Annotated in this window: 17 protein-coding genes and 1 pseudogene; 8 read left to right on the forward strand and 10 right to left on the reverse strand. The window is 54.0% G+C overall.

Translation table 11 applies throughout. The features are described from left to right. Window positions 1–199: 199 nt before the first annotated feature. The 6 genes from AB8516_RS16105 to AB8516_RS16130 form a co-directional block, all read right to left on the reverse strand. Window positions 200–2536 carry a diguanylate cyclase gene (locus tag AB8516_RS16105; RefSeq protein WP_369162167.1) on the reverse strand — a complete coding sequence of 779 codons (2337 nt, stop codon included), beginning with the start codon at window positions 2534–2536 and terminating at the stop codon, window positions 200–202. Further along, window positions 2533–4371, reverse strand: coding sequence for a PhnD/SsuA/transferrin family substrate-binding protein (locus AB8516_RS16110; protein ID WP_369162169.1), 1839 nt, complete (start codon window positions 4369–4371; stop codon window positions 2533–2535). Before AB8516_RS16110 ends, AB8516_RS16105 begins: the two co-directional genes overlap by 4 nt. A gap of 169 nt (window positions 4372–4540) precedes the next feature. Continuing rightward, the gene (locus AB8516_RS16115; RefSeq protein ID WP_369162171.1) at window positions 4541–6526 is read right to left on the reverse strand and encodes a VTT domain-containing protein; all 1986 of its coding nucleotides are present in this window, start codon (window positions 6524–6526) and stop codon (window positions 4541–4543) included. 340 nt (window positions 6527–6866) lie between these two features. Further along, window positions 6867–8150, reverse strand: coding sequence for a glutamate-1-semialdehyde 2,1-aminomutase (gene hemL, locus AB8516_RS16120; RefSeq protein ID WP_369162173.1), 1284 nt, complete (start codon window positions 8148–8150; stop codon window positions 6867–6869). Then, window positions 8147–8800, reverse strand: a complete 654-nt coding sequence (gene thiE, locus AB8516_RS16125) for a thiamine phosphate synthase (protein ID WP_369162175.1) — start codon at window positions 8798–8800, stop codon at window positions 8147–8149. The genes hemL and thiE overlap by 4 nt, the downstream gene beginning before the upstream one ends. Beyond that, on the reverse strand, window positions 8787–9611 hold the full coding sequence (locus tag AB8516_RS16130; RefSeq protein WP_369162177.1) for a hydroxymethylpyrimidine/phosphomethylpyrimidine kinase: 825 nt from the start codon (window positions 9609–9611) through the stop codon (window positions 8787–8789). Before AB8516_RS16130 ends, thiE begins: the two co-directional genes overlap by 14 nt. 307 nt (window positions 9612–9918) lie before the next feature. Here AB8516_RS16130 and AB8516_RS16135 point away from each other — a divergent pair, with 307 nt between their 5' ends. The 3 genes from AB8516_RS16135 (at window position 9919) to AB8516_RS16145 (ending at window position 12243) form a co-directional block, all read left to right on the forward strand. Beyond that, window positions 9919–10395: a DUF5063 domain-containing protein gene (locus AB8516_RS16135; RefSeq protein WP_069121287.1), complete on the forward strand. Its 477-nt coding sequence runs from the start codon at window positions 9919–9921 to the stop codon at window positions 10393–10395. Window positions 10396–10535: 140 nt separating this feature from the next. Beyond that, entirely contained in the window at window positions 10536–10904 is a 369-nt protein-coding gene (locus AB8516_RS16140; RefSeq protein WP_108290094.1) for an iron-sulfur cluster assembly accessory protein, read from the forward strand. Window positions 10905–11043: 139 nt separating this feature from the next. Then, window positions 11044–12243: an NAD(P)/FAD-dependent oxidoreductase gene (locus AB8516_RS16145; protein ID WP_369162180.1), complete on the forward strand. Its 1200-nt coding sequence runs from the start codon at window positions 11044–11046 to the stop codon at window positions 12241–12243. A gap of 39 nt (window positions 12244–12282) precedes the next feature. Here the strand turns inward: AB8516_RS16145 and AB8516_RS16150 are convergent, their stop codons facing one another. Continuing rightward, window positions 12283–14676 carry a thioredoxin domain-containing protein gene (locus AB8516_RS16150; RefSeq protein ID WP_369162182.1) on the reverse strand — a complete coding sequence of 798 codons (2394 nt, stop codon included), beginning with the start codon at window positions 14674–14676 and terminating at the stop codon, window positions 12283–12285. Window positions 14677–14791: 115 nt separating this feature from the next. Further along, window positions 14792–15688 carry a sulfurtransferase gene (locus tag AB8516_RS16155; protein ID WP_369162184.1) on the reverse strand — a complete coding sequence of 299 codons (897 nt, stop codon included), beginning with the start codon at window positions 15686–15688 and terminating at the stop codon, window positions 14792–14794. A gap of 169 nt (window positions 15689–15857) precedes the next feature. Here AB8516_RS16155 and AB8516_RS16160 point away from each other — a divergent pair, with 169 nt between their 5' ends. Genes AB8516_RS16160 through AB8516_RS16170 form a run of 3 tightly spaced genes read left to right on the forward strand, consistent with a single transcriptional unit; the run spans window position 15858 to window position 18723 of the window. Further along, a complete protein-coding gene (locus AB8516_RS16160; protein ID WP_369162186.1) occupies window positions 15858–16262 on the forward strand; it encodes a tetratricopeptide repeat protein in 405 nt (134 codons plus the stop codon). Between the two features lie 15 nt (window positions 16263–16277). Then, window positions 16278–18038: an AAA family ATPase gene (locus tag AB8516_RS16165; protein WP_369162188.1), complete on the forward strand. Its 1761-nt coding sequence runs from the start codon at window positions 16278–16280 to the stop codon at window positions 18036–18038. Window position 18039: 1 nt separating this feature from the next. Continuing rightward, window positions 18040–18723, forward strand: coding sequence for a general secretion pathway protein GspB (locus AB8516_RS16170; protein WP_369162190.1), 684 nt, complete (start codon window positions 18040–18042; stop codon window positions 18721–18723). 44 nt (window positions 18724–18767) lie between these two features. Here the strand turns inward: AB8516_RS16170 and AB8516_RS16175 are convergent, their stop codons facing one another. After that, complete coding sequence (locus AB8516_RS16175; RefSeq protein ID WP_369163311.1) at window positions 18768–19205, reverse strand: ComF family protein; 438 nt, start codon at window positions 19203–19205, stop codon at window positions 18768–18770. A gap of 4 nt (window positions 19206–19209) precedes the next feature. Here AB8516_RS16175 and AB8516_RS16180 point away from each other — a divergent pair, with 4 nt between their 5' ends. Then, on the forward strand, window positions 19210–19350 hold the full coding sequence (locus AB8516_RS16180; RefSeq protein WP_369163350.1) for a hypothetical protein: 141 nt from the start codon (window positions 19210–19212) through the stop codon (window positions 19348–19350). Here the strand turns inward: AB8516_RS16180 and AB8516_RS16185 are convergent. After that, a pseudogene (locus tag AB8516_RS16185) lies at window positions 19341–19481 on the reverse strand (double zinc ribbon domain-containing protein); the annotation flags it as partial. The gene AB8516_RS16180 and the pseudogene AB8516_RS16185 sit on opposite strands and share 10 nt — an antisense overlap. 89 nt (window positions 19482–19570) lie before the next feature. Between AB8516_RS16185 and bioB the strand changes: the two are divergent. Beyond that, window positions 19571–20581: a biotin synthase BioB gene (gene bioB, locus AB8516_RS16190; protein ID WP_369162192.1), complete on the forward strand. Its 1011-nt coding sequence runs from the start codon at window positions 19571–19573 to the stop codon at window positions 20579–20581. Window positions 20582–20593 lie beyond the last annotated feature (12 nt).

Below are 20593 nucleotides of genomic sequence, written 5' to 3' on the forward strand. Positions count from 1 at the left end.
TTACTGCGCTTATCCGGTTTCATCAATTGCAATGGCGTGACTTCATGTTCCATGCCAGCCAACAGCGCAAACAATTTCGGAACCAGAGTTTTGAGGCAGCTTAGGCTGCCGGGAGCAGATATTACTCTATTTGTTGTCTGTTCGAATAGCTTTGCGGTTGAATTGCAAACCAGTCGTCACTGATTGTTGGAATAAGCCCTTAAAGAATAGTGCAACGGTTACGACCACTGTTTTTCGAACGGTAGAGCGCCATGTCCACTCGTTTGAGCAGGGATTGAATATTGTCGTTGGGCGTAAGTATGGTCGCACCGAAACTGGCCGTTACCGTTCCTGCATGCTCGTGATCGATCCCCTCTATAGCCTCTCGAAGAGACTCGATCATCGCAAACATATCATCCTGTTGTATCTGGGGGGCGATGATCATAAATTCCTCACCACCCCAGCGGGCAAGGATGTCTGATTTGCGGATTCGGTTGTGTAACAGTTCTACCGTACTCTTCAATACCTTGTCGCCTGTATCATGACCATGGTTGTCGTTGACATCCTTGAAATGATCGAGGTCCAGCATAATCAGACCGAAATTTTGGTTGGCCAGGCTGGCCCAGGCGATTTGTTTTTTCAACTCTTCATCGAATTTTGTTCGGTTATAGATCTGAGTCAAGCGATCTGTTTCAGCAATATACTGTAGCTGCTTCTCCATCTTCACAGTGTCGGTGATATCACGGTGCGACTCGATAATCTGCACCAGGTTTTCACCGGATTCATCAAAGATCGGAGTGGCGCGTACATCCACATGCATCACTCTGCCTTCACTGTCATAATGTTTGTGTACAGCGGATACAGTATGCTTGGTCTTTAATATCTCAGTGATCGGGCAAGGATCATGTTTGCCGCTGCACGGGGTATTGCGTTTATGGGTTAGACGGTAGCATGTAACGCCTTCCTTCAGCTGTTTATCGTTGGTATACAGATTGATGGCGGACTGGTTTGCCAGTTTCAATTGATGGGTGTTGACATCGATCACAAGAGTTGGATCGGCAATGGCGTCGATTACCCGCTGGATGTAGTTGTGTGATTCCGTGAGTTGTTCTTCCACCTGTTTGAGGTGGGTAATATCGCTGATATGGATGAAGTAATGGGTCAGTTTACCAAATTCGTCACGGATGAGATGGGTTGTGTCCTGAACCCATTTGTGTTTATTGGCGTGGTCGATGATTTTATAAGGACTACGTTTGAAATCAGTGGCACGGTCCCGGTCGGCCTGGATGTTTTCCTGAGAGTATTGTTGCAGGTAGTCGGGATCGATTAGATTGGAGAATGTCAATTCGCCAGTCGTGAATTTATCAGGTTCATAGCCCAGAAAATCAGTGATATTGGAAGAAATGAACTCTACCGGCCATCCCAGCTCATTTCGCAGCTTGGCGATGATGCTTGGTCCGCTAAGGAACAGGTCATGTTCATGAGATATGCGTTTGTTTAGATTTTGAAGCTGTCGTTCATTCAGATTGCGCTTTTCGCGATTCCAGATTGCAATCGCCAGTACAACAAACAGGATTATGATTGTTGTCCCAAGCAGGTGTACACTGCGGGCAAGCTGCCTCCACAATCTTGCGTCGATCAATTCTTTCGGTATTTGTAGGAGTACCCGGAGACAGCTTGCGCAGTAACTATCCAACTTGTTGCCCGAAGGATTGATGGAGTCGAAAGTGTAAAGGCCTTGCTGGTTGATTTCCTGGCCGCGATTCAATTGTTGGATGGTGTGCCAGGCAGTGGCATGTTGCACATTGATTCCGGTCTGGGGGCTGTCGGGAAACATGAAACCCCAGTCCTGGGCGCTCTCAGGGCTCAACAATGTATAACCCTGCCAATTAAGTAATATGGCGTTCCCGGCAAAGCCGGCGGAGATTCTGCGAAACTCATTCAGGATATTATCTGCCAGGTAGTTGAGTATGACTACGCCGATGGTTTTACTGTTGTTGTCATAGACTGGTGAAGCGAATCGGATTGTCGGTTTCAGCGGCAGCTCAATCTGTTGGTTCTCGATATTCAGGTCCAGCTGGGTACTGTATATGGTGCCGGGCGGTGTGTTGATGGACTCGGTAAAGTAGTAACGGTGCTTTTTGGATTGCAGGTACTCGTCTTCAATGACAGTGGGATTTCCGTTGTTGTAGTTGACACGTATGCGCTCCTGTCCGGTGTAGTCGAGAAAGCGTATCTGATCGTAACGTTTTCGTTGCAGCACCAGGGATTTCCATGACTCCTGAATATGGTCGATTTTGATTGGGATTGTTTTTTCCGAATTCAGACCGCGAAGTTCCTGTTGTTCGATAATGTAGAGCAGATCGGAGTGTATTTCGATAAATGCCAGGCTAATCTGTTTTGTCAATTGGTTGATGAGAATGTTCGATTCGAGTTTCAGGTCGCTCACAATAGTATTTAGGGTTTGCTGATAGATACCCCAGAACAACAGGCCTCCAAAGGTGGTGATGAATACCAGAAGTAGTAGGTAGATTCGAACCAATCTGCCTGAATTCATGACGTCGCCACAGCAAGTTTGTCAGGGTTCGATACAGTGTCACGATGAAAAACGATCACTGCTCCGATAACCGTGTTCTCCTCCTTGATCGGCGTGCTGATATAATTGACTCGCAGGGGTTTGCCGTTTTTCCGCCAGATTGTCTCCTGTTCGCCACGATGCATGTTGCCATGTTCAAGTACCTTGGTTATCGGGCATTCCGATTCAGGAAACTCGCTGCCATCCTCTCTGCTATGGTGCCATGTGGCATGGCTGTTCTTATCGAGTAGCTCGTCGATGGTGAATCCCAGCATATCCGCCGCTGCAGGGTTGACAAAAATGTGATTTGCCTGGCTGTCGATGCCGATAATGCCGTCACCCGCGATATCCAGAATCAGTTCTTTTAATTGTTTGGCGTGTAACGACTCCTCCTCAATTTTTTTATACTGATCGATATCATCGATAACCGCAATCAGATGGTCGTCACCATTGCGATGATTGGGTATGGTGGAAAGTGAAAGCTGGATCCACTTGGTGGCGCCATTGGCGCAAACCAGGCGCACTTGAGCAGAGATTCTGCTCATCTTTTTACTGCGAAGTTTGTCGAAGGCTGCGGTGCATAAAGGTACATCCTCGCTGAACAGCAGTTCCTTGAGGTTTATCTCCATGATTTGTTCAGGTGTCAGTGCGACGATTTCGCTCAGTCTGTTGTTAAGACGCACTATCTTCCCGTTGAGACTGATATGGGCTAGCCCTACCGGGGCCTGTTCAAAGGTAATAATTTGCGCATGTTCGCTCTCTTCCAGGGTTCTCTTATGCGCTGTCAGTGATCGATTGAGTCGAATCAGTCGCGTGATAAGCACTATTAGGATTACCAGGACAAGCAGAACCAACAAGTACCTGTACAAGATATCAACAATCGAGTCGAGAAATTTGTATTTCAGGTTTTTGTCGTAGGGAGGCATCTCCAATTGCGCCAACAGATCATGTACTGCCTGATAGTTCTCGGGAATTGTCCATCCGTGTATGTTGGCATCAAGGGCGGCCGGGTGATCAGGGGGAAGATTCAAAAGCGCCAATGCGACGTCTTTTGCTAGGACTTTAGGCGTGTTGGATAGTTGCGATAAGGGCCATTCGGGATAAAGCGGCGTACTTATGGCATAAGGATAGTCGTCATGAAACTTGGGTGAAATGATACGAAGGTCATCCTGATTCAGCTTCCCTTCCTGAGCCATCCGTTCCAGGGTGTCGGTTCTGACGATGCCGACTTCCGCCTCCCGATTCAACACCGCGTTTACAACCGCATCATGGGTGTTGAGGAACAGCAACGAGGCGAAATCCCATTTTTCCAGACCCTCTACCCGCAACTCCCTTCGCGCCATGATCCATCCGCCGAGAGATGTGCTGTGAACTGCAGCAACACGCTGATCTTTCAGGTCAGCCAGGTTTCGAATATTCTCTAGCTCATTGAGGGTGAAGACGACACTGCCAAAACTGGATACCTGGCTTTCGTGGGACAGTTTATTGATCAGGGTGAGTACCCGACTGACCCCATATTTGACCGAAAGATTCACATAGATTCCCGGATTCACGATGACGAAATCGACCATCTGGTTTTTAACCAGGATCTGAATGTCGTCAAAAGCCATGGGTATGATTCTGAACCGATAGGCGGGCAGGGTGGTGTTCAGATAATCTGCCGTCGCGCTCCAGCGTTCCAGGCTTTTTTCAGGGCCCCTTTTTGCCAGTACGCCAATGCGTACTTCTGTTATATCCGCCAAGACCACAGAGGCGGTTAACCATAATAGCAGTATGGTGAAAAGATACCTGACTGAATATCGGGTTTGTCGTTTCAATTGCTTAAACACATTACGGATTCTGCGGCTTCCATTCCTTCGTCGTGTATCATTATTATTGTAGGACAGGGTATAACTTACTATAAGTAATTTCGGTAATTCACACATATACTTCGACCAAAGTATATTTTGCTTTAATCCGTGAGTGTGGTCGGGATCTATAGCCCGGTCATTGGTGTGGTTTCAGTATCAGTTTGATCGGAGTGCCCGGGTCAAGTTTGACACCATCCCGCAGTTGCGCAAGATTTTGTCTTAGCATGTCGATTGGCTGTTTAAATTGTCGGACCGTCCGCGGTATAGTCAACATGCCGATCACGGTTTCGGCACTTTGTAGTGTTACGTTACCGATGGATATTCTCAAACCGTCAGGTTCGAGTCTGAGTGGCGTCGACCAGAGCCTCAGCAGCAGCCGTCGTTGATCCGACAGGGGTTTGACCATGACCAATTCCTCGTGACGCGCGTCATGCGCCTGAGGCGGTATGGGCAGGGTCTCAAGCTGGGCTTTGGGAGACAACAGGCGCAACAGATTGCCCCATCCCAGCATCTCCGCCCGGTGCCAGCCATGCTGTTTAAGCAGGGCGGCGAGTTGTGCATGATCGCCAGCCAGCTGGATGTTCAGGGGATGGTCCTTGTTACCAAAGATATCATTGCGATATAGCGGTAAGCCGGCCTGGCCGTTCCACCACGCCCCCAGAGAGATTTGCACGATCTCAGGTGTGCGTTGATAGACGGCGGATCTTTCAGCTGCATTGAACCAGCCATAGCTACCGCATGATAAAAGCAACAGGAGTGTGGTCGCGATCAGGGTGGCTGGATGGGTTTCCGCTTCCACGTGGCGATAGTATGCAATACCGAGCAGGGCTATCCAGGCGATTCCCAGGGTCAGGCTACCTAGAATATCAGTGGCCCAGTGAACGCCCAAATAGAGCCTTGAGAGGGCAACTGCACCGATTGCCAAAGCAGCGATACTGTATGGAAACCAGCGCCATTCGCGAATCAGCGTCCGGGCAATCATGATCGAGAGAAATCCGTACAGGGTTACACTGCGTAACACATGCGCACTCGGGAAGGACCATGGGCCCAGGGAATCCGGTGAGTTCGGCGGTCGAGGTATGCGCAGGCTGTATTTGAGCAGCAGCGGTGCCAAGATCCCAAATGCGGTTGCCGCAAACAGATAGTAGAAGGCCCGTTGATGACCTTGCAGCAGCAGGAGTATGGCAACTCCCAAGGCAATCCAGAGAATCGGCCCGATATCACCCAGGCTGGTGAATAGCACCATCAGCTGGTCACCCCAGGGTGTGTGCAGGCTTTGCAGACCGCTATAGAACAGAAGATCGGTCTTTTTAGTCAATGAACCATCCAAAACTATGCCGGTGATCAGAACGAACAGCAATGCAGCGAGCAGCAATAGGGTTGCAAGGAATGCCAGTCCGCGGGCCTCGGGATGGTTCGGATCGGCCAGGGAGCGGGAGATCGACCTGAAACCTCTATGCAACTGCCCCCACTCGAAGCCCAGCTGGACCAGGGTGGTGGCATGGGGTTGAATCAGCCTGAACAGTGTTCGGACCAGGATGAACAGGACCCAGGCCAGAAACAGCAGTAATATCATGAGGGCGACCAGCCGGAAGGCGACCTCCGATGCGAGTTCCAGGGAGGCGCCAAACACGATACCGGGCAACAGGTATGCCGGAGCCCAAACCAGCGCCGAGAGAATGTTGGCGGCTACGAAACGCAGCGGGGGCATCCCCAACATGCCTGCGACGAGGGGGATGATGGCGCGCACGGGTCCGAAGAACCGGCCGAGGGCCACACTTTTACCCCCATAACGCTGGAAGAAGGTGATACCCCGTTGCAAGGTGGTGGGATGACGGTTGAATGGCCAGAAGTCTCGCAACCTGTCCTGAAAATGGTGCCCCAGCCAGAAGCTGAGCCCATCCCCCGCCACCGCGCCGGCGACGGCCCACCAAAAGACGGCCCAGAATTCCAGGATACCGGTGGCGATCAGTGCGCCGAAACCGAACATCAATACCACACCGGGTACAATCAGGCCGATAATGGCGACCGATTCGGAAAAGGCTACGACGAAGACCGTAAAACCTGCCCAGAGAGGGTTTTCTCCGATCCATGCCAGCAGGGGGGTGAAAAACTCACTCATCGATAGCGGCTCGCACAAACGATTGAATGACGGTCGGCAGGTGTGGAACCTGCTGCATCTATATTCTTAGGGCCTGTTAACACTCATCCAGTCGGCTCTGCTGGGACTATTTTTTTCGTCCAGCAAGGCAGAATGAGCGATGTGTAGTCGCTCTACATGAGCGAATGATAACGCCGCTGGGCGAAAAAATAGCCCCAGCCCTGCGGGTTGCGCCTGAAAAAGCGCCACTCTGCGTTGCTCGTCGTTCATTTGGAATAACCAAACTTCTCTCCTCGCGCCTTGATTGGCGCTTTTTCAGGGGCAACAGAGCCGACTGGATGAGTGTTAACAGGCCCTAACACTAATCCAATGCGGTGAATGACTCCCCGGCAGCACGGATAGTGTTTTCGATATCCTCGTCACTATGGGCATCAGAGACAAATCCCGCTTCGAAAGCGGATGGCGCCAGATAGATGCCTCGTTCCAGCATTGCATGATAAAAGGCTTTGAAGCGGTCCTGGCGACATGCGGTTGCACCGGCGTAATCGTTAACCGAGGCGTTGTCGCTGAAGAACAGGCCAAACATGCCGCCGACATGATTTTCAGCCAGCGGAACGCCGGCTGCCTTCGCCTGTTGCATGATGCCTTCTACCAGTTTTTCGACTTTAGCCGATAGCCGGTCATGGAATCCGGGCTCGGAAATCAGTTCAAGGGTCTTCAGGCCGGCACTCATGGCGACTGGATTGCCGGAGAGCGTGCCCGCCTGATAGACCGGTCCCAGGGGAGCGATCTTTTGCATGATATCCTGTCTGCCGCCAAAGGCGCCAACCGGCATACCGCCACCGATCACCTTGCCCAAGGTGGTCAAATCGGGAGTGATGCCATAGTATGCCTGCGCACCGCCCAGAGCGACCCTGAAACCTGTCATCACTTCATCGAATATCAATACTGTTCCATGCTTGTCGCAGACCTCGCGCAGGGTTTCCAGAAAGCCGGGAACAGGGGGGATGCAGTTCATATTGCCGGCCACCGGTTCAACAATGATGCAGGCGATTTTGTCACCAAGCCGATTGAATGTATCGCGTATCTGTTGGCTGTCATTGAAGTTCAATGTGATCGTGTGTTCAGCCAGGGCAGCGGGCACCCCGGGGGAGGAGGGTTCGCCCAATGTCAGCATCCCGGAACCGGCTTTCACCAGCAGCGAGTCAGAATGGCCGTGATAACAGCCTTCGAATTTGATGATCTTGTCGCGTCCGGTAAAACCTCGCGCCAGACGGATCGCCGACATGGTGGCCTCTGTGCCAGAGCTGACCATGCGGACCAGATCCATGCTCGGCACCAGTTCACAAACCTTCTCCGCCATCTGGTTCTCAAGCTCGGTGGGGGCACCAAAGCTGAGGCCCTTATTGATCACCGAGGCCACGGCCTCGATAACATCGTGATGTGAATGGCCGAGGATCATTGGCCCCCAGGAGCCGACATAGTCGATATATCGATTGCCATCCGGATCATAGATATACGGCCCTGCGGCACAGTCGACAAAAACCGGCTCGCCGCCCACACCATGGAAGGCTCGGACCGGTGAATTGACACCTCCCGGAATATGCTTCTGTGCCTGGATAAATAGGTCATGGGAACGGCTCATCGTGATTTCTCCTGCGGCTCGAATAGTCTTGTCAGTCGACGGCAGGCGGCTTGAATATCCGTCTGTCCGAACACCCCGTGTATGACAGCCAGCATGTCTGCTCCTGCACGGATCAATGGGGCGCCATTCTCCGGCGTTATCCCACCGATGGCAACCAGGGGGAGTTTGAATTTGTTTTTGGCGACCGTTAACAGCTCCGGATGAGCCTGCACTGCATTGGGTTTTACACGCGAGGGGAAAAAACGTCCGAAAGCAATATAGTCGGCCCCGGAAGCGGCCGCTCTGTGGGCGAGATCGATTCGGTTGTAGCAGGAGACGCCTATGATCGCATCCTCACCCAATATCGTGCGGGCGTACGCGGGTGCATTATCTTCAGCTCCCAGGTGAACACCGTCCGCTCCAACCCGCTTTGCCAGCTCGATATCATCATTGATGATCAGGCGTGCGGCATGAACGCTGCATAGGCGCTGTAAGGCCGTGGCATCGGCAAGGCGCCGGGAGGCACTGTCTGTTTTATCACGATATTGGATGATAGCGGCACCACCAAGCAGCGCCTGTTCCACGTGTTGCAGGAGGTGATGATTGGGACTGAGTTGCGCATCGGTAATGGCGTAAAGACCCCGCAAGCCGGATCGCTTATCTCTCGTCATGGTGCCGTAAAATTCTGTACAGTCGTCCCGGGATGGATTGGCATTTTCCCGTCTTGAATCCATGGGTCAATGCCGACCAGCTGTATTCGAGCCCCTGGGCTACCGCGACCTGCAGTGCTTCACCCGCGGCCATTCTGGCTGCGATGGCGGATGCCAGGGTACAACCGGAGCCGTGAAACACGCCGGCCAGCCGCCTGCAGGATGTGTGGATTGGGGAGGCGCCGGTCTGGTAGAGATAGTGGGTGATTTCCCTTCTCTCATCTGGTTCATGGGTACCGGTTATCAATACCGCGTCTGCACCGAGGCCGAGCAGTTGACGGCCCATGGTATCCAGCTCGGGCAATCCATTATCATCGGTTAATTTCACGGCCTCGGGTATGTTGGGTGTGATCAGACGGCACAGTGGGATCAGCGTCTGCCGAATATAATCAATCAATCTCATATTGGCGAGTTCACCGCCACCACCCGCCCTGAGGACCGGATCGAACACCACAGGGATGGTTGGATGCTTGTGTAGGACCTCAACAATCGCCTCAGCTGCGGGCAGGCTGCCGAGCAGACCGATCTTGATGATGGCTACCTGGCAGTCTGAGAGGGTCGCACTGATTTGATCCGCGAGCGTTGCGGGGGGAATAGGAACCAACTGACTGACGTTACAGCTGTCCTGTACGGTCACGCAGGTGAGCGCAGTAGCGGCATGGCAGCCATTCGCTCCGATGGACTCGATATCGGCCTGAATTCCGGCACCCCCCCCGGGGTCATGTCCGCCAATGGCTAAAACCACAGGTAAACGAGGTGATTTAACATGCATGACGGAATTGTATCCTTTTTTAATATCTGTGTGGTTTTTCTTATGGATACCCTCATCAGGGGGGTTGTGGTGGCCCAAAAAAAGGATATCCTATGCCGCCCCATCTCTTGAGAGATATATTTTTTCAATTGAAACGGGTGGATGGATTAAGGGTTTTTCCTAGGATTGAGCGCTATCACTGCTAGACTCAGGGTGTGTGAAGCAATTGAAACAGTAGTATTAAGCAGTCATTCGGTTATCGGCAGGTCAGTGGCTACAGTCTAAAGATTGTAGACACTAGTCGAGTCAGACTGTGAGGGAATGAGAGATGAGTCCACAAATAGAAGAACTTCAAGCACTGGCACGCAACTATTGTGAACTGGTAGAGAGTCTGCAGGAAGGCAATACCCAGTGGCTGCAAGAGGTTGCAGGCTTGCTGCCACGTCTGCATGCGGCTGTAGCGGCACTCAATCTCCCGACCCCGCGAAATTGTCACTACACAGCGGCTGACCTGGATGCCAGATTTGAGCTTTATACCTATCTGCGGCAGTTGTTGGGTGAACGCGACAGTTATTGGATGGAGTATGATGTGGCCGGTGACGGTCAGAGCATGAGCGGCAGCCTGGCGGATGACCTGACGGATATCTACTGTGAACTTAAAAGTGGACTCAATATGCTTGATGGGCATCCACAGAGGGCGGTCGAGGGTTGGCACTTGGGATTCCACCTGCATTGGGGGCAGCATCTGCTTGATGCCGAGCGCCATTTATACGATCTGAATGCCCGAAACCAGTTGGCAACCTGAGCATACTACAGCATCATTTCTGTTATTGGCCGCCAAACATCCATAAAAACCAACTTTTTTTCTATGTTAATTGGCATGCCGATGCCATTTCTTGGTAATATTGTGCCTATACGACCATCTTGAATTTTAGGAGACACGGCATGAATTTAAATGCCCTAAGCGAGAACGACTTAACCCTGACGAGCACTGCACAGACAAAAATGGGCGAACTGTTTCAACAGGTCGATGACAATATCGAGGGCGTGCGGGTATTCGCAACCCCTGGCGGTTGCAGCGGTATCAGCTTCGGAATGACCTTCAGTGATGCGATCAATGAAAATGACGGCATACTCCAGTGTGACGGTTTCAAGGTGATTGTCGATGATGGCACTTTGCAGTATCTGCGCGGCGTCGAGATCGATTTCATCGATCAGGGCGATGGCAATGCCAGTTTTGTGTTTAACAATCTACAGCCCGTCGGGGGTGGTTGCGGCACCTGTGGTTCCTCTTCAGGTGGTGGCTGCGGCTAGAAATCTCACCGATCATACTGCGGGAGGCGTGCGTTTGGGCACGCGGATCTTCCGTGAATCGGCCAGTACATGTTGTGATAAAAACCGTGTCCAGGGATCCTGGCACGGTTTTTCTTTGATAGGTGATTAGGGTTGTGCGATGAGCAATGGAGTTGTTGATCTATTGGTGGTGGGCGCGGGCATCAGCGGCCTGGGCATGGCGCGGATGGCCAAACGCCAGGGTATCGAACCACTGATTCTCGAGGCGGGCAGTCACATCGGTGGTGCCATCAACAGCCACAGGTTTGAGACTGACGAGGGCAGGTTCTGGGCGGAACTGGGCGGCCATACCTGCTACAACAGCTATGGGAATCTATTGCAGCTGCTTGAAGAGAGTGGGCAGCTTGGCGACCTGCAGCCGAAACGGAAATTACGCTACCGGCTGCAGACCGGTGACCGGTTGACCTCAATTCCATCCAGATTGAACTACCTGGAGCTTCTCGGGGCCTTGCCGCGCCTGTGGATGAGCAATAAGGCGGAACGCACCGTTGCAGACTATTTTGGCCATATCATGGGGCAGCGTAACTTTGAGCAGGTGCTGGGTCCCGCATTGGATGCGGTTGTCTGCCAGCCAGCCGCCGATTTTCCCGCAGATGCCCTGTTTCGCAAAAAACCTCGCCGTAAAGAGATTGTCCGCAGCTACACCGGACCTGAGGGACTGCAATCTTTTATTGGCGGTATGGCATCCGGACTTGAGATACGCCGGGATAGCCCTGTCATCAGGCTGGAAAAGGGCGATAACCGCTACCAGGCGGTAACCCGGGACGGCGCAATTCAGGCCAAGCATATTGCCCTGGCGGTGGCGCCTGATGTGGCGGCAAAAATTATGCTGGAGTCGATGCCGGATCTGGCTGCGCGTCTGCAGGAGATCGAAATGGCCTCAATCGAAAGCCATGCCGTGCTTGTGAGAGCGGATCGGGTCAGATTGCCGCCTCTGGCCGGCATCATCGGTGTCGATGATGATTTCTACTCTGTGGTTTCGAGGGATCCGGTGCCGGATGAAACCTACCGGGCCTTCACCTTCCACTTCCGGCCAAACGGGCTGGACGAGGCCGGCCGTATGGCCAGGATCAGCGAGGTTTTGGGGGTGGACATGCAGACCATCGAGTCACATGCCAGTTGCAGCAATCGTTTACCTGCATTGCGCTTGGGTCACCATGAGCGGATCTCCTGGATCGACAACACTTTGCAGGGTGGTTCTCTGGCGTTGACCGGAAACTGGTTTTCCGGGGTCTCCATCGAGGATAGCCTGATCCGCTCGAACCAGGAGTGTCAGCGCCTGTTCGGCGCGGCGGACTGATTCGGTCTCGGCCATGTCCTGTGTCCTGACCCCTGTCGATCATGGACGGGGCCGGGGAAGACTCAGTGTGACCGTCTCCGGCGCCAGACAGACCTGGTCGTTACATGCTTGCAGGCGTATCTCCAATGGTAGTATCAAGGGTGCGGCGGGGCTGCTCTCTTCGGTTGAAACCAGGGCCTGCAAGCGCACCTTGCCGCTGAAGACAGAGAGGGGTTGTTGTTGAAAGGCGAGGACCTGGCGCGTTCCCTCGGGATAGGTGACGGGTCCCATCCGCCATCCCTGTACCCTCTCCGGCAGCTTCAATCGGGTTGCTATAAGGTCTCTCGCCATGGGCTGGTTGGAGTTGATATGCCAACCATCGGGGATATCGATATCGACGCTCAAAAGCAGCTGATTCGAGCTTAACGCTACCGCTCCTTCGATTCTGATACCTCCCTGGGCGGCGTAGGCCAGTCCCCCCAACTCCCCATGAAGGTGGCTGGCCGTGGCGGTCAGGAGATAGCCATAGCTGGTTGGATTGCGTTCGATTGAAGGGGCGAAGCGGGCGATCAACGCATCCGTCTGACGGCGATAGTCAAGCTTGCCGGTACGCTGCCACAGGCGTTGCAGGACGTGGATGGCTACGGAGCTGCCGGAAGGCATGGCATTGTCCGAGCCCTCATCCTTGGGACGACCCATGGCGGTGATACCACTCTGAGCCTCATTCATAAAGAAGCCGCCTTCATCGGTATCGAAAAAACGATCAGTCAATGCATGGGCCATCTCCTCGGCCCGCTGCAGCCATTTGGTTTCCGCCGTCAGATCGTAGAGGTAGAGCAGCGCTTCGGCCAGATAGGCGTAATCCTCTTGTGTGGCGGGTATTGAGGACTCGCCATCGAGATGAACCCGCCACAACATGCCCTTGCCTCGTCGGTTGTGACGCCAGTTAAACTCCGCGGCCTTGATGGCAGCCGTGCGGTACTCGGGATTTTCCAGAATTTGCGCGGCCTGGGCGAATGCCGTGATCATCATGCCGTTCCAGGCGGTAACGATCTTATCATCCCGCAAGGGAGGAGGGCGTCTGCTTCGAACCTGCAGCAGTTTTTTGTTTATGCGATCGACCTGTGTTCTGAGGGAGTCGATGGAGAGATCGTGCTCTTCGGCATACTCCTCCAGATCCTGGTTGAGGTGGAGGATGTTCCGCCCTTCAAAATTACCCTGGGGCGTCACCCCGTACAGGCTGTTGGCCATTTCAGCATCCTGTGGCGCCAGGGCTGCCGCTATCTGCTCCCTGGTCCAGATGAAGAAGAGACCCTCTTCACCCTCGCTGTCGGCATCGGTGGCGGAGTAGAACCCCCCTTCGGGGAGCGTCATCTCCCGTAATACATAATCGAGGGTACGGGTGGCCACCCGTCGGAACTGTTCCCGTCCGGTCAGACGCCATGCCGAGAGATAGATACGGCTTAGATGGGCCTGGTTATAGAGCATCTTCTCGAAGTGGGGAACCAACCACTCATAGTCGGTGGAGTAGCGGTGAAAGCCACCCCCTACCTGGTCATAGATACCGCCGCGGGCCATGTGGTCAAGGGTTGTCTCGAGCATCTGCAACGCCTGCCTGTCAGCGCTTCTCTCCGCCTGGTCGAGGAGCAGATAGAGCCAGGGTTCACGCGGGAATTTAGGGGCCTGACCGAATCCACCCTGGATTTCGTCGAATGTGCTGTGCATGCTGTCCACCGCACTGCCGATGACAGAGCTGTCCAGCGCCTTGGCCTCTCCCGCGAGGCTGTTGCTGGCCTCAACTGCGGATGCCACCTGTTCGGCTTGTTTTTCCACATCGTTTTGACGCTCCCGCCAAAGACGCGCTATCTGCTGCAGCAGTGAAGTGAACTGTGGCGGTGTGTAGTAGGTGCCGCCATAGAACGGCTTGCCCTGGGGTGTGAGAAAACTCGACATCGGCCAGCCGCCATGACCGGTCAACAGCATCACCGCAGTCATATAGACCTGGTCCACATCAGGGTGGCTCTCCCTGTCGACCTTGATGGGGATGAAATGCTCATTCAGGAGGGCGGCAATGGCGGGGTCTTCGAAACTCTCTTTTTCCATCACATGGCACCAGTGGCAAGTGGAGTAACCGATGGAGAGGAAGACCGGTTTATTCTCCCGTTTTGCTCGTGCAAAGGCCTCTTCCGACCAGGGATACCAATCCACAGGATTGTGGGCGTGCTGTAGCAGATAGGGTGAGTCTTCGAGGATCAGGCGATTGATGTATCGCGGTGAACCGTCTTCATTGAAGTGCTCAGTGCGCGGACGATATGAGATGCCTTTGTTGAGATAGGCTGCTTTGAGTTTCTGCTCCATTTGCGGTGGCCTCTCGACTCGGTAGGTTTGACAGTGGGCAGGGGAGCTCAGGCCGAGCATCAGGCCGAACAGGATAATGGTTGTCCTGATAGACATTGAGTCGCTACTCCTTGTCTTGAACGCCATCCGCCGAGCTGCCGCAGGGTATATGCGCTATGTCATCCCCTGCGGCATTGGCGTGCTTGTGTTGCATCTCCGGTGCTATGATCGGTCAATAGCTCAATTTGACCTGCTGCTCCATGGGCAGTGACTGATCGGCAGCCCACTCCTGGGTGGAGCCGTCATAGAGTCTGGCTTGACGGTTGCCGAGAATTTCATGGGAGACGAACCAGCCCAGGGCAGCCCGGTTGCCGGTATGGCAGTAGTTGATTTGATCCCTGTTCAACGCAACCTGGCTCGAGACATAGATGCGTTGCAGATTGTCTGCGGTGTGTAGTCTGCCGCTGCCATTCACCGTCAGCCAGTCATAGTTGAGGTGGACCGCCTGGGGCAGTCTGCCTGCCCGCTCCTTGCCGCCACCACCATAGATGCCGAGATATTCAGCTCTGGTGCGGTTATCCACGATCTGGGTACCGTTATTGAGCGCCAATTTGACCTCTTTGGCTGTGGGGTTCATCTGTTTGCGGTATTTGGCGGTGAAATTTGTGGGTTTTCGCTGGTTGTTTCCCTTTTCCAGGGGATAGATGCGTTTCTCCGCATAGCCGACCAAACCACCATCGAGGATCGAGACACGGTCGTGACCGAGTACCTTGAAGGTCCAGTAAACTCTTGCGGCTGTGGCCATGTCCCCGGCACTGGCGCCCAGGGAGATCAAGACCACATGGCTGTTGTTGTCTATGCCCAACGAACCGATCAGCTTTTCAAGTACCGGCACCGGCGGCATGTTCTTCAGTTCACCCTTTTTTTCAACCCGCCACTGGGCATAATTGGTATTGATCGATCCGGGGATATGAAAACGCAGGTAGTTCTGGTTGTCCTGCAGATCGAGCAAAACCAGGTTTGGGTTCTCTCTATTGTCATGCAGCCATGACGGGCTGATCAGGGGCGCTACAGCTGCTGTCAGAATACCTGGAAACAAAAGCAGTAACAGAATAAAGAATCGTTGCATATCGGTTTCCTGAATTTACCAATTCAATACTGTGTTGATGAGAGTGCAGCATGATCGCATCTATCAACAATCAGATCGATATCAGACCGAAAAGTTTAAACTGCGTTACATGTGTGGATTTCATGCCCTGCTGTGTCAGAATAGTCTGATCAAGGAGCAATCAAGCATTATGAAATTACAATCAGGGCTCATCTTAACCTTACTTTTATTGGTGTTTGGGGATCTGCTGGCAGCCGACTTCGAAGACGCCATGCATGCCATGACCAATGGTGAATACCACGAGGCCTATAGAGGCTTCAAGCGTCTAGCGAAAAGGGATCATACCCAGTCCCAGTATCAACTGGGTATGCTCTATCTCTTCGGTAAGGGGGTGGAACAGAATACGGATCAAGGCATCACATGGTTGAAAGAGGCGGCAAACAACGGCTCTTACAGGGCGGCCAATGAGCTGGGACAGATCTATCTGTCGGGCAAGGGCGTCGACATCGATGAGAAGGAGGCTATCAAATGGCTGGAACTGGCGACAGAGATAGCAGAGCAGAACGAGGGGGAGGCCGAGGATGGCTGTGATTAGCCACCCTGGCATGGCATGAAATTCAGCGACTTCGGTTTCGAGGAAAATCCCTTCGCGATAACCCCTGATCCCCGCTATCTCTATCTCAGCAGGGGTCACGAAGAGAGCCTTGCCCATCTTATCTACGGCACCGGTCCGAATGGCGGCTTCGTGCTCCTTACCGGCGAGGTGGGGACCGGTAAGACCCTGCTGCTGCGCAGCCTGCTGGCGCAACAGCTGGATAATGTGGACATCGCGCTGATCCTCAACCCCCGCCTCTCCCGGCGGGAATTCATCGCCACCATCTGCGATGAACTGGGTATTGAATATGAGGGTCCACCCTACTCCTTGAAAATACTCATCGACATTCTAACCCGGCACCTGTTGCGGACCCATGCCGAGGGGAAACATACGGTTCTGGTGGTGGATGAGGCGCAAAATCTCAGTCCACGGGTATTGGAGCAGGTGCGTCTGCTGACCAATCTGGAGACTTCCCGGCATAAACTGTTGCGAATCATTCTGGTCGGACAACCGGAACTGCAGCAGATGCTGGAGCGCAAGGAGATGCGGCAGGTCGATCAGCGTATCACCGCCCGTTACCATCTGTTGCCTTTGAATGCACAGGAGACAGGTCGTTACATCGCCCACCGGCTTGCCGTTGCCGGGGTTCGCGAGGATCTGTTCACGCCGATGGCGCTGAGGCTGATACACCGTTTTTCAGGCGGTATCCCGAGGGTCATCAACGCCATCTGTGAACGTGCCCTGCTGGCGATCTATGCATCCGGCAGGCAGCGGGCCGGCGTCAGGCTGGTATGGCGGGCTGCACGGGAGGTCAAGGGGAAGCGCTTAGGCAACCAACGATGGGTTTGGGGTGGTGCCTTACTGATCATCCTGCTGGGTGCAATGGGTTACTGGTATAGCCAGACAGGTATCGATCAAGCTGTTGTGTCCCGTGAAGAGGCAAACATATCGGAACCGGCGATCCCGGAACTGCCCGCCGTTGTTGAAGAATCGCAGAGTGTGGAAATGCCCGTTCTGCCCGACAGGAAATCCGATCGGGATGAGAACGTCTCAATATCCCCGCAGAAGGAGATTGCTGAGCAGAATGTCTCCAGCTCACCGCAGACGTTACCCTCAACCGACGCATCGGAGTCACCAGCGGATGACTTCAGGCTGGGCAAGCTGTTCAGCCAGCCGCAGCGCCGTGTGGATATGTATCAGACATTGCTCGGCCTTTGGCATGGCGCCAAACAGTTTCAGGGTTCCATACCTCCTTGTCAGCAGGTCCGGGCATTTGGTTTGCGCTGTCTGATATCGACCGCGGAATGGTCGGCTCTGCTGGGTATGAACAGACCGCTGCTGCTGCAACTCAAACAGGATAAGCAGAGGCGCTTGTTGTTGCTGAAACATGTGGACGATGATTGGCTGCTGGTTGACAGCGGTATGCAAGAGGGGGTCATTTCCCGCACTGAGCTGATGCGCTATTGGACCGGTGAGTACATATTGCTGTGGCGCCCCCTGGCCGAGATCGCCTTGATTGGCGAGGGCTCTTCCGGCAACGCGGTTACCTGGTTGCGCAAACGCCTGCAGCGAGTGGACGGTATCGAACCGCCTGCGATCGAGGGGCTGGACCATTTTGATACCGAATTGGAGGACCGCTTGAAGGCGTTTCAGCAGCAGCAGGGATTGGCGGCGGATGGGGTGGCCGGTCAACAGACCATGATCTATCTGAACAATCTGGCAATCCCGGCGGGGACGCCGGTCCTGATCTCAACCCAAGATCTGGCGGGAGGTTGAGATGTCCCTGATTCTGGAAGCGCTGAAAAAGGCTGAACGCCAGCATAAGCTGGGGGAAGTGCCTAAAATCAATCCCGATGCGGAGCAACCGGCATCGACTGCATCTCATCGGTTGGGGTGGCTGATGATAGTGATGTTGGCCATGATACTGCTAGGAACCGGCATCTATCTGGGGAGTAGTAGTTGGTGGTCGCAGCAACCGCAACAGCATGGGCCGTCCGTCTCCAGCACAGAACCCGAGCCGCAGGGTGGTGTGCAGGAACGTGCACCCGTTGAATTGACGCTACCCGGCACTGGGGCGATGGTTGGCGACGCTGTTCCGGTTACCTCCGTCAATTCACCACAGGCGGCCATTGAACCGCAGCCGGTCATAGCAACATCACAAGCGAAAGAGATCGAAACGCCACAGGTTGTGGAGCCGGATCCCCCGCAACCACCACCGCCGCCTCGACCGCCAAAACCCTTGTACGAGATGCCGAGCGGCTTTGTCGCCAATCTGCCTTCCATGAATATCGATATACATAGCTATGATCAGCGACCGGCAAAACGGTACGTACTGATCAATATGGAGAAATATCGCGAGGGAGACTATCTCGCAGAGGGACCGAGGGTGTTGGAGATACTGCCACAGGGGGCTGTCATGGAGCATATGGGGGAGCGTTTCATTCTGCCCATTGGCAACTAGGGTCGATTGGATGAGTGATAATAGGCCCCAGGTCTCTGTTGCCATTATGATTTAGGTGTTCTTGCAACTGCCCAGACATCGACCCGTTCTGCTCCCGCTCTTATCAATATCTTACTGAGTTCGGTGACGGTCGCCCCTGTTGTGATGACATCGTCCACCAGCGCCAGATGGGCCCCCTTGACATCAGCACATACCTGAAATGCATTATGCAGGTTCCTGTGCCTTTCCTGTTCGTTCAGCTCCGACTGTGCCTTGGTCTCCTTTACACGCCGGCAGAGCCGCCAGTCGAATGGAAGCCGGCAATGTCGTGCCACCACCCGTGTGATTTCGACGGATTGATTGAATCCCCGTGCACGAAGTCTTAGGGGATGGAGTGGGACGGGAAGCAAGATATCGGGCTGCTCATGTTTTTCACCCAGGCGTTCCACAAGCAATCCGGCCAGGGGTTCTGCGAGATGGAGTTTTTGCTGGAACTTGAGCATGCCAATGAGTCGATTGACCGGGGGCTCGTATGTGAAGGCGGTGAGGCTGTTCGTAAAGGGCGGTTGTCGTCTGATACAGCGTCCGCACCATTGCGTCGATGGGACATGTGGCGGAAGCGGAAGGGCGCAGCAGGGACAGGCGTGATAATTAAAGGGCAGGGAGTTTTGGCAAGGGCGACAGAGGTGGTGTTCAAAATCACCCTTGGCGCCACACAGGATGCAGCTCCTGGGATAGAGAAGGGATCGTACATAATTTATACAGTTGTCGACTTTCATGGCCGTCCTTGGTTGACAGGGGGCGGACAATCCTTACCATAGGCCCTCCGCTGTGCGCCGCACAAATCATACACACAGGCTGGATCATCATGACCGAATCAATTTTACGCCACGACTGGAGTCTGGACGAGATAGAGGCGCTGTTCGAGTTGCCGTTCAATGATCTCCTGTTTCAGGCACAGAGTGTACACCGGGCCCACTTCGATCCCAATCAGGTACAGATGAGCAGTCTGCTCAGTATCAAGACAGGCGCCTGTGCCGAGGACTGTGGCTATTGTTCCCAGAGTGCGAAAAACGCCACAGGATTGGAAGCGGAAAAACTGATGCCGCTGGAAGATGTCGTGGCGGCGGCAGAGGCGGCGAAAGAGAAGGGTGCGAGCCGATTCTGCATGGGCGCTGCCTGGCGTAATCCGACCGACAAGAACCTGGAGCGGGTGGTCGATATGGTGGAGGCCGTTCACGATCTGGGCATGGAGACCTGCCTGACCCTGGGTATGCTGACCCAGGCTCAGGCAAATCGACTGCGCGACGCCGGTCTCGATTACTACAATCACAATCTCGACACTTCACCGGAGTTTTACGGCAACGTGATTACCACCCGCACCTTCGATGATCGGCTGCATACCCTGGCCCACATCAGGGATGCAGGCATCAATGTCTGTTCCGGCGGGATTTTGGGAATGGGTGAGTCGCGGCGGGATCGCGCCAGCATGTTGCGCGAGTTGTGCAATTTGCCCCGCCATCCGGAATCGGTGCCGATCAACATGCTGGTAAAGATCGAGGGTACGCCCCTCTACAACGCGGAGGAACTCGATCCCTTCGAGTTTGTACGCACCATCGCGGTGGCGCGACTGTTGATGCCGCACTCCTATGTACGCCTCTCCGCCGGTCGAACGGAGATGGGTGATGAGATGCAGGCACTCTGTTTCCTCGCCGGGGCGAATTCGATTTTCTATGGCGAGCGCCTTCTGACCACAGACAATCCTGAGGCGGACAGAGACATGCGACTGCTCCGGCGGCTGGGAATGAGGACCGAGCAGCTGCAGGAGACAGAGGTCAAGGCCGCCAAGGTTTCCTGCAGCCAGGCAAAGGCCGGTTAGAATCCCATTGCT

The sequence above is a fragment of the Candidatus Thiodiazotropha sp. LNASS1 genome (assembly GCF_964212655.1).
In the GTDB taxonomy this organism is placed as follows: Bacteria; Pseudomonadota; Gammaproteobacteria; order Chromatiales; family Chromatiaceae; genus Thiodiazotropha.

What these genes read in the sequence shown, in the direction of transcription:
- AB8516_RS16105 (WP_369162167.1), bottom strand. Translation starts at nt 2,536, where the DNA reads ATGAATTCAGGCAGATTGGTTCGAATCTACCTACTACTTCTGGTATTC.
- AB8516_RS16115 (WP_369162171.1), bottom strand. Translation starts at nt 6,526, where the DNA reads ATGAGTGAGTTTTTCACCCCCCTGCTGGCATGGATCGGAGAAAACCCT.
- hemL (WP_369162173.1), bottom strand. Translation starts at nt 8,150, where the DNA reads ATGAGCCGTTCCCATGACCTATTTATCCAGGCACAGAAGCATATTCCG.
- thiE (WP_369162175.1), bottom strand. Translation starts at nt 8,800, where the DNA reads ATGACGAGAGATAAGCGATCCGGCTTGCGGGGTCTTTACGCCATTACC.
- AB8516_RS16130 (WP_369162177.1), bottom strand. Translation starts at nt 9,611, where the DNA reads ATGCATGTTAAATCACCTCGTTTACCTGTGGTTTTAGCCATTGGCGGA.
- AB8516_RS16135 (WP_069121287.1), top strand. Translation starts at nt 9,919, where the DNA reads ATGAGTCCACAAATAGAAGAACTTCAAGCACTGGCACGCAACTATTGT.
- AB8516_RS16140 (WP_108290094.1), top strand. Translation starts at nt 10,536, where the DNA reads ATGAATTTAAATGCCCTAAGCGAGAACGACTTAACCCTGACGAGCACT.
- AB8516_RS16145 (WP_369162180.1), top strand. Translation starts at nt 11,044, where the DNA reads ATGAGCAATGGAGTTGTTGATCTATTGGTGGTGGGCGCGGGCATCAGC.
- AB8516_RS16150 (WP_369162182.1), bottom strand. Translation starts at nt 14,676, where the DNA reads ATGTCTATCAGGACAACCATTATCCTGTTCGGCCTGATGCTCGGCCTG.
- AB8516_RS16155 (WP_369162184.1), bottom strand. Translation starts at nt 15,688, where the DNA reads ATGCAACGATTCTTTATTCTGTTACTGCTTTTGTTTCCAGGTATTCTG.
- AB8516_RS16160 (WP_369162186.1), top strand. Translation starts at nt 15,858, where the DNA reads ATGAAATTACAATCAGGGCTCATCTTAACCTTACTTTTATTGGTGTTT.
- AB8516_RS16165 (WP_369162188.1), top strand. Translation starts at nt 16,278, where the DNA reads ATGAAATTCAGCGACTTCGGTTTCGAGGAAAATCCCTTCGCGATAACC.
- AB8516_RS16170 (WP_369162190.1), top strand. Translation starts at nt 18,040, where the DNA reads ATGTCCCTGATTCTGGAAGCGCTGAAAAAGGCTGAACGCCAGCATAAG.
- AB8516_RS16175 (WP_369163311.1), bottom strand. Translation starts at nt 19,205, where the DNA reads ATGCTCAAGTTCCAGCAAAAACTCCATCTCGCAGAACCCCTGGCCGGA.
- AB8516_RS16180 (WP_369163350.1), top strand. Translation starts at nt 19,210, where the DNA reads ATGAGTCGATTGACCGGGGGCTCGTATGTGAAGGCGGTGAGGCTGTTC.
- bioB (WP_369162192.1), top strand. Translation starts at nt 19,571, where the DNA reads ATGACCGAATCAATTTTACGCCACGACTGGAGTCTGGACGAGATAGAG.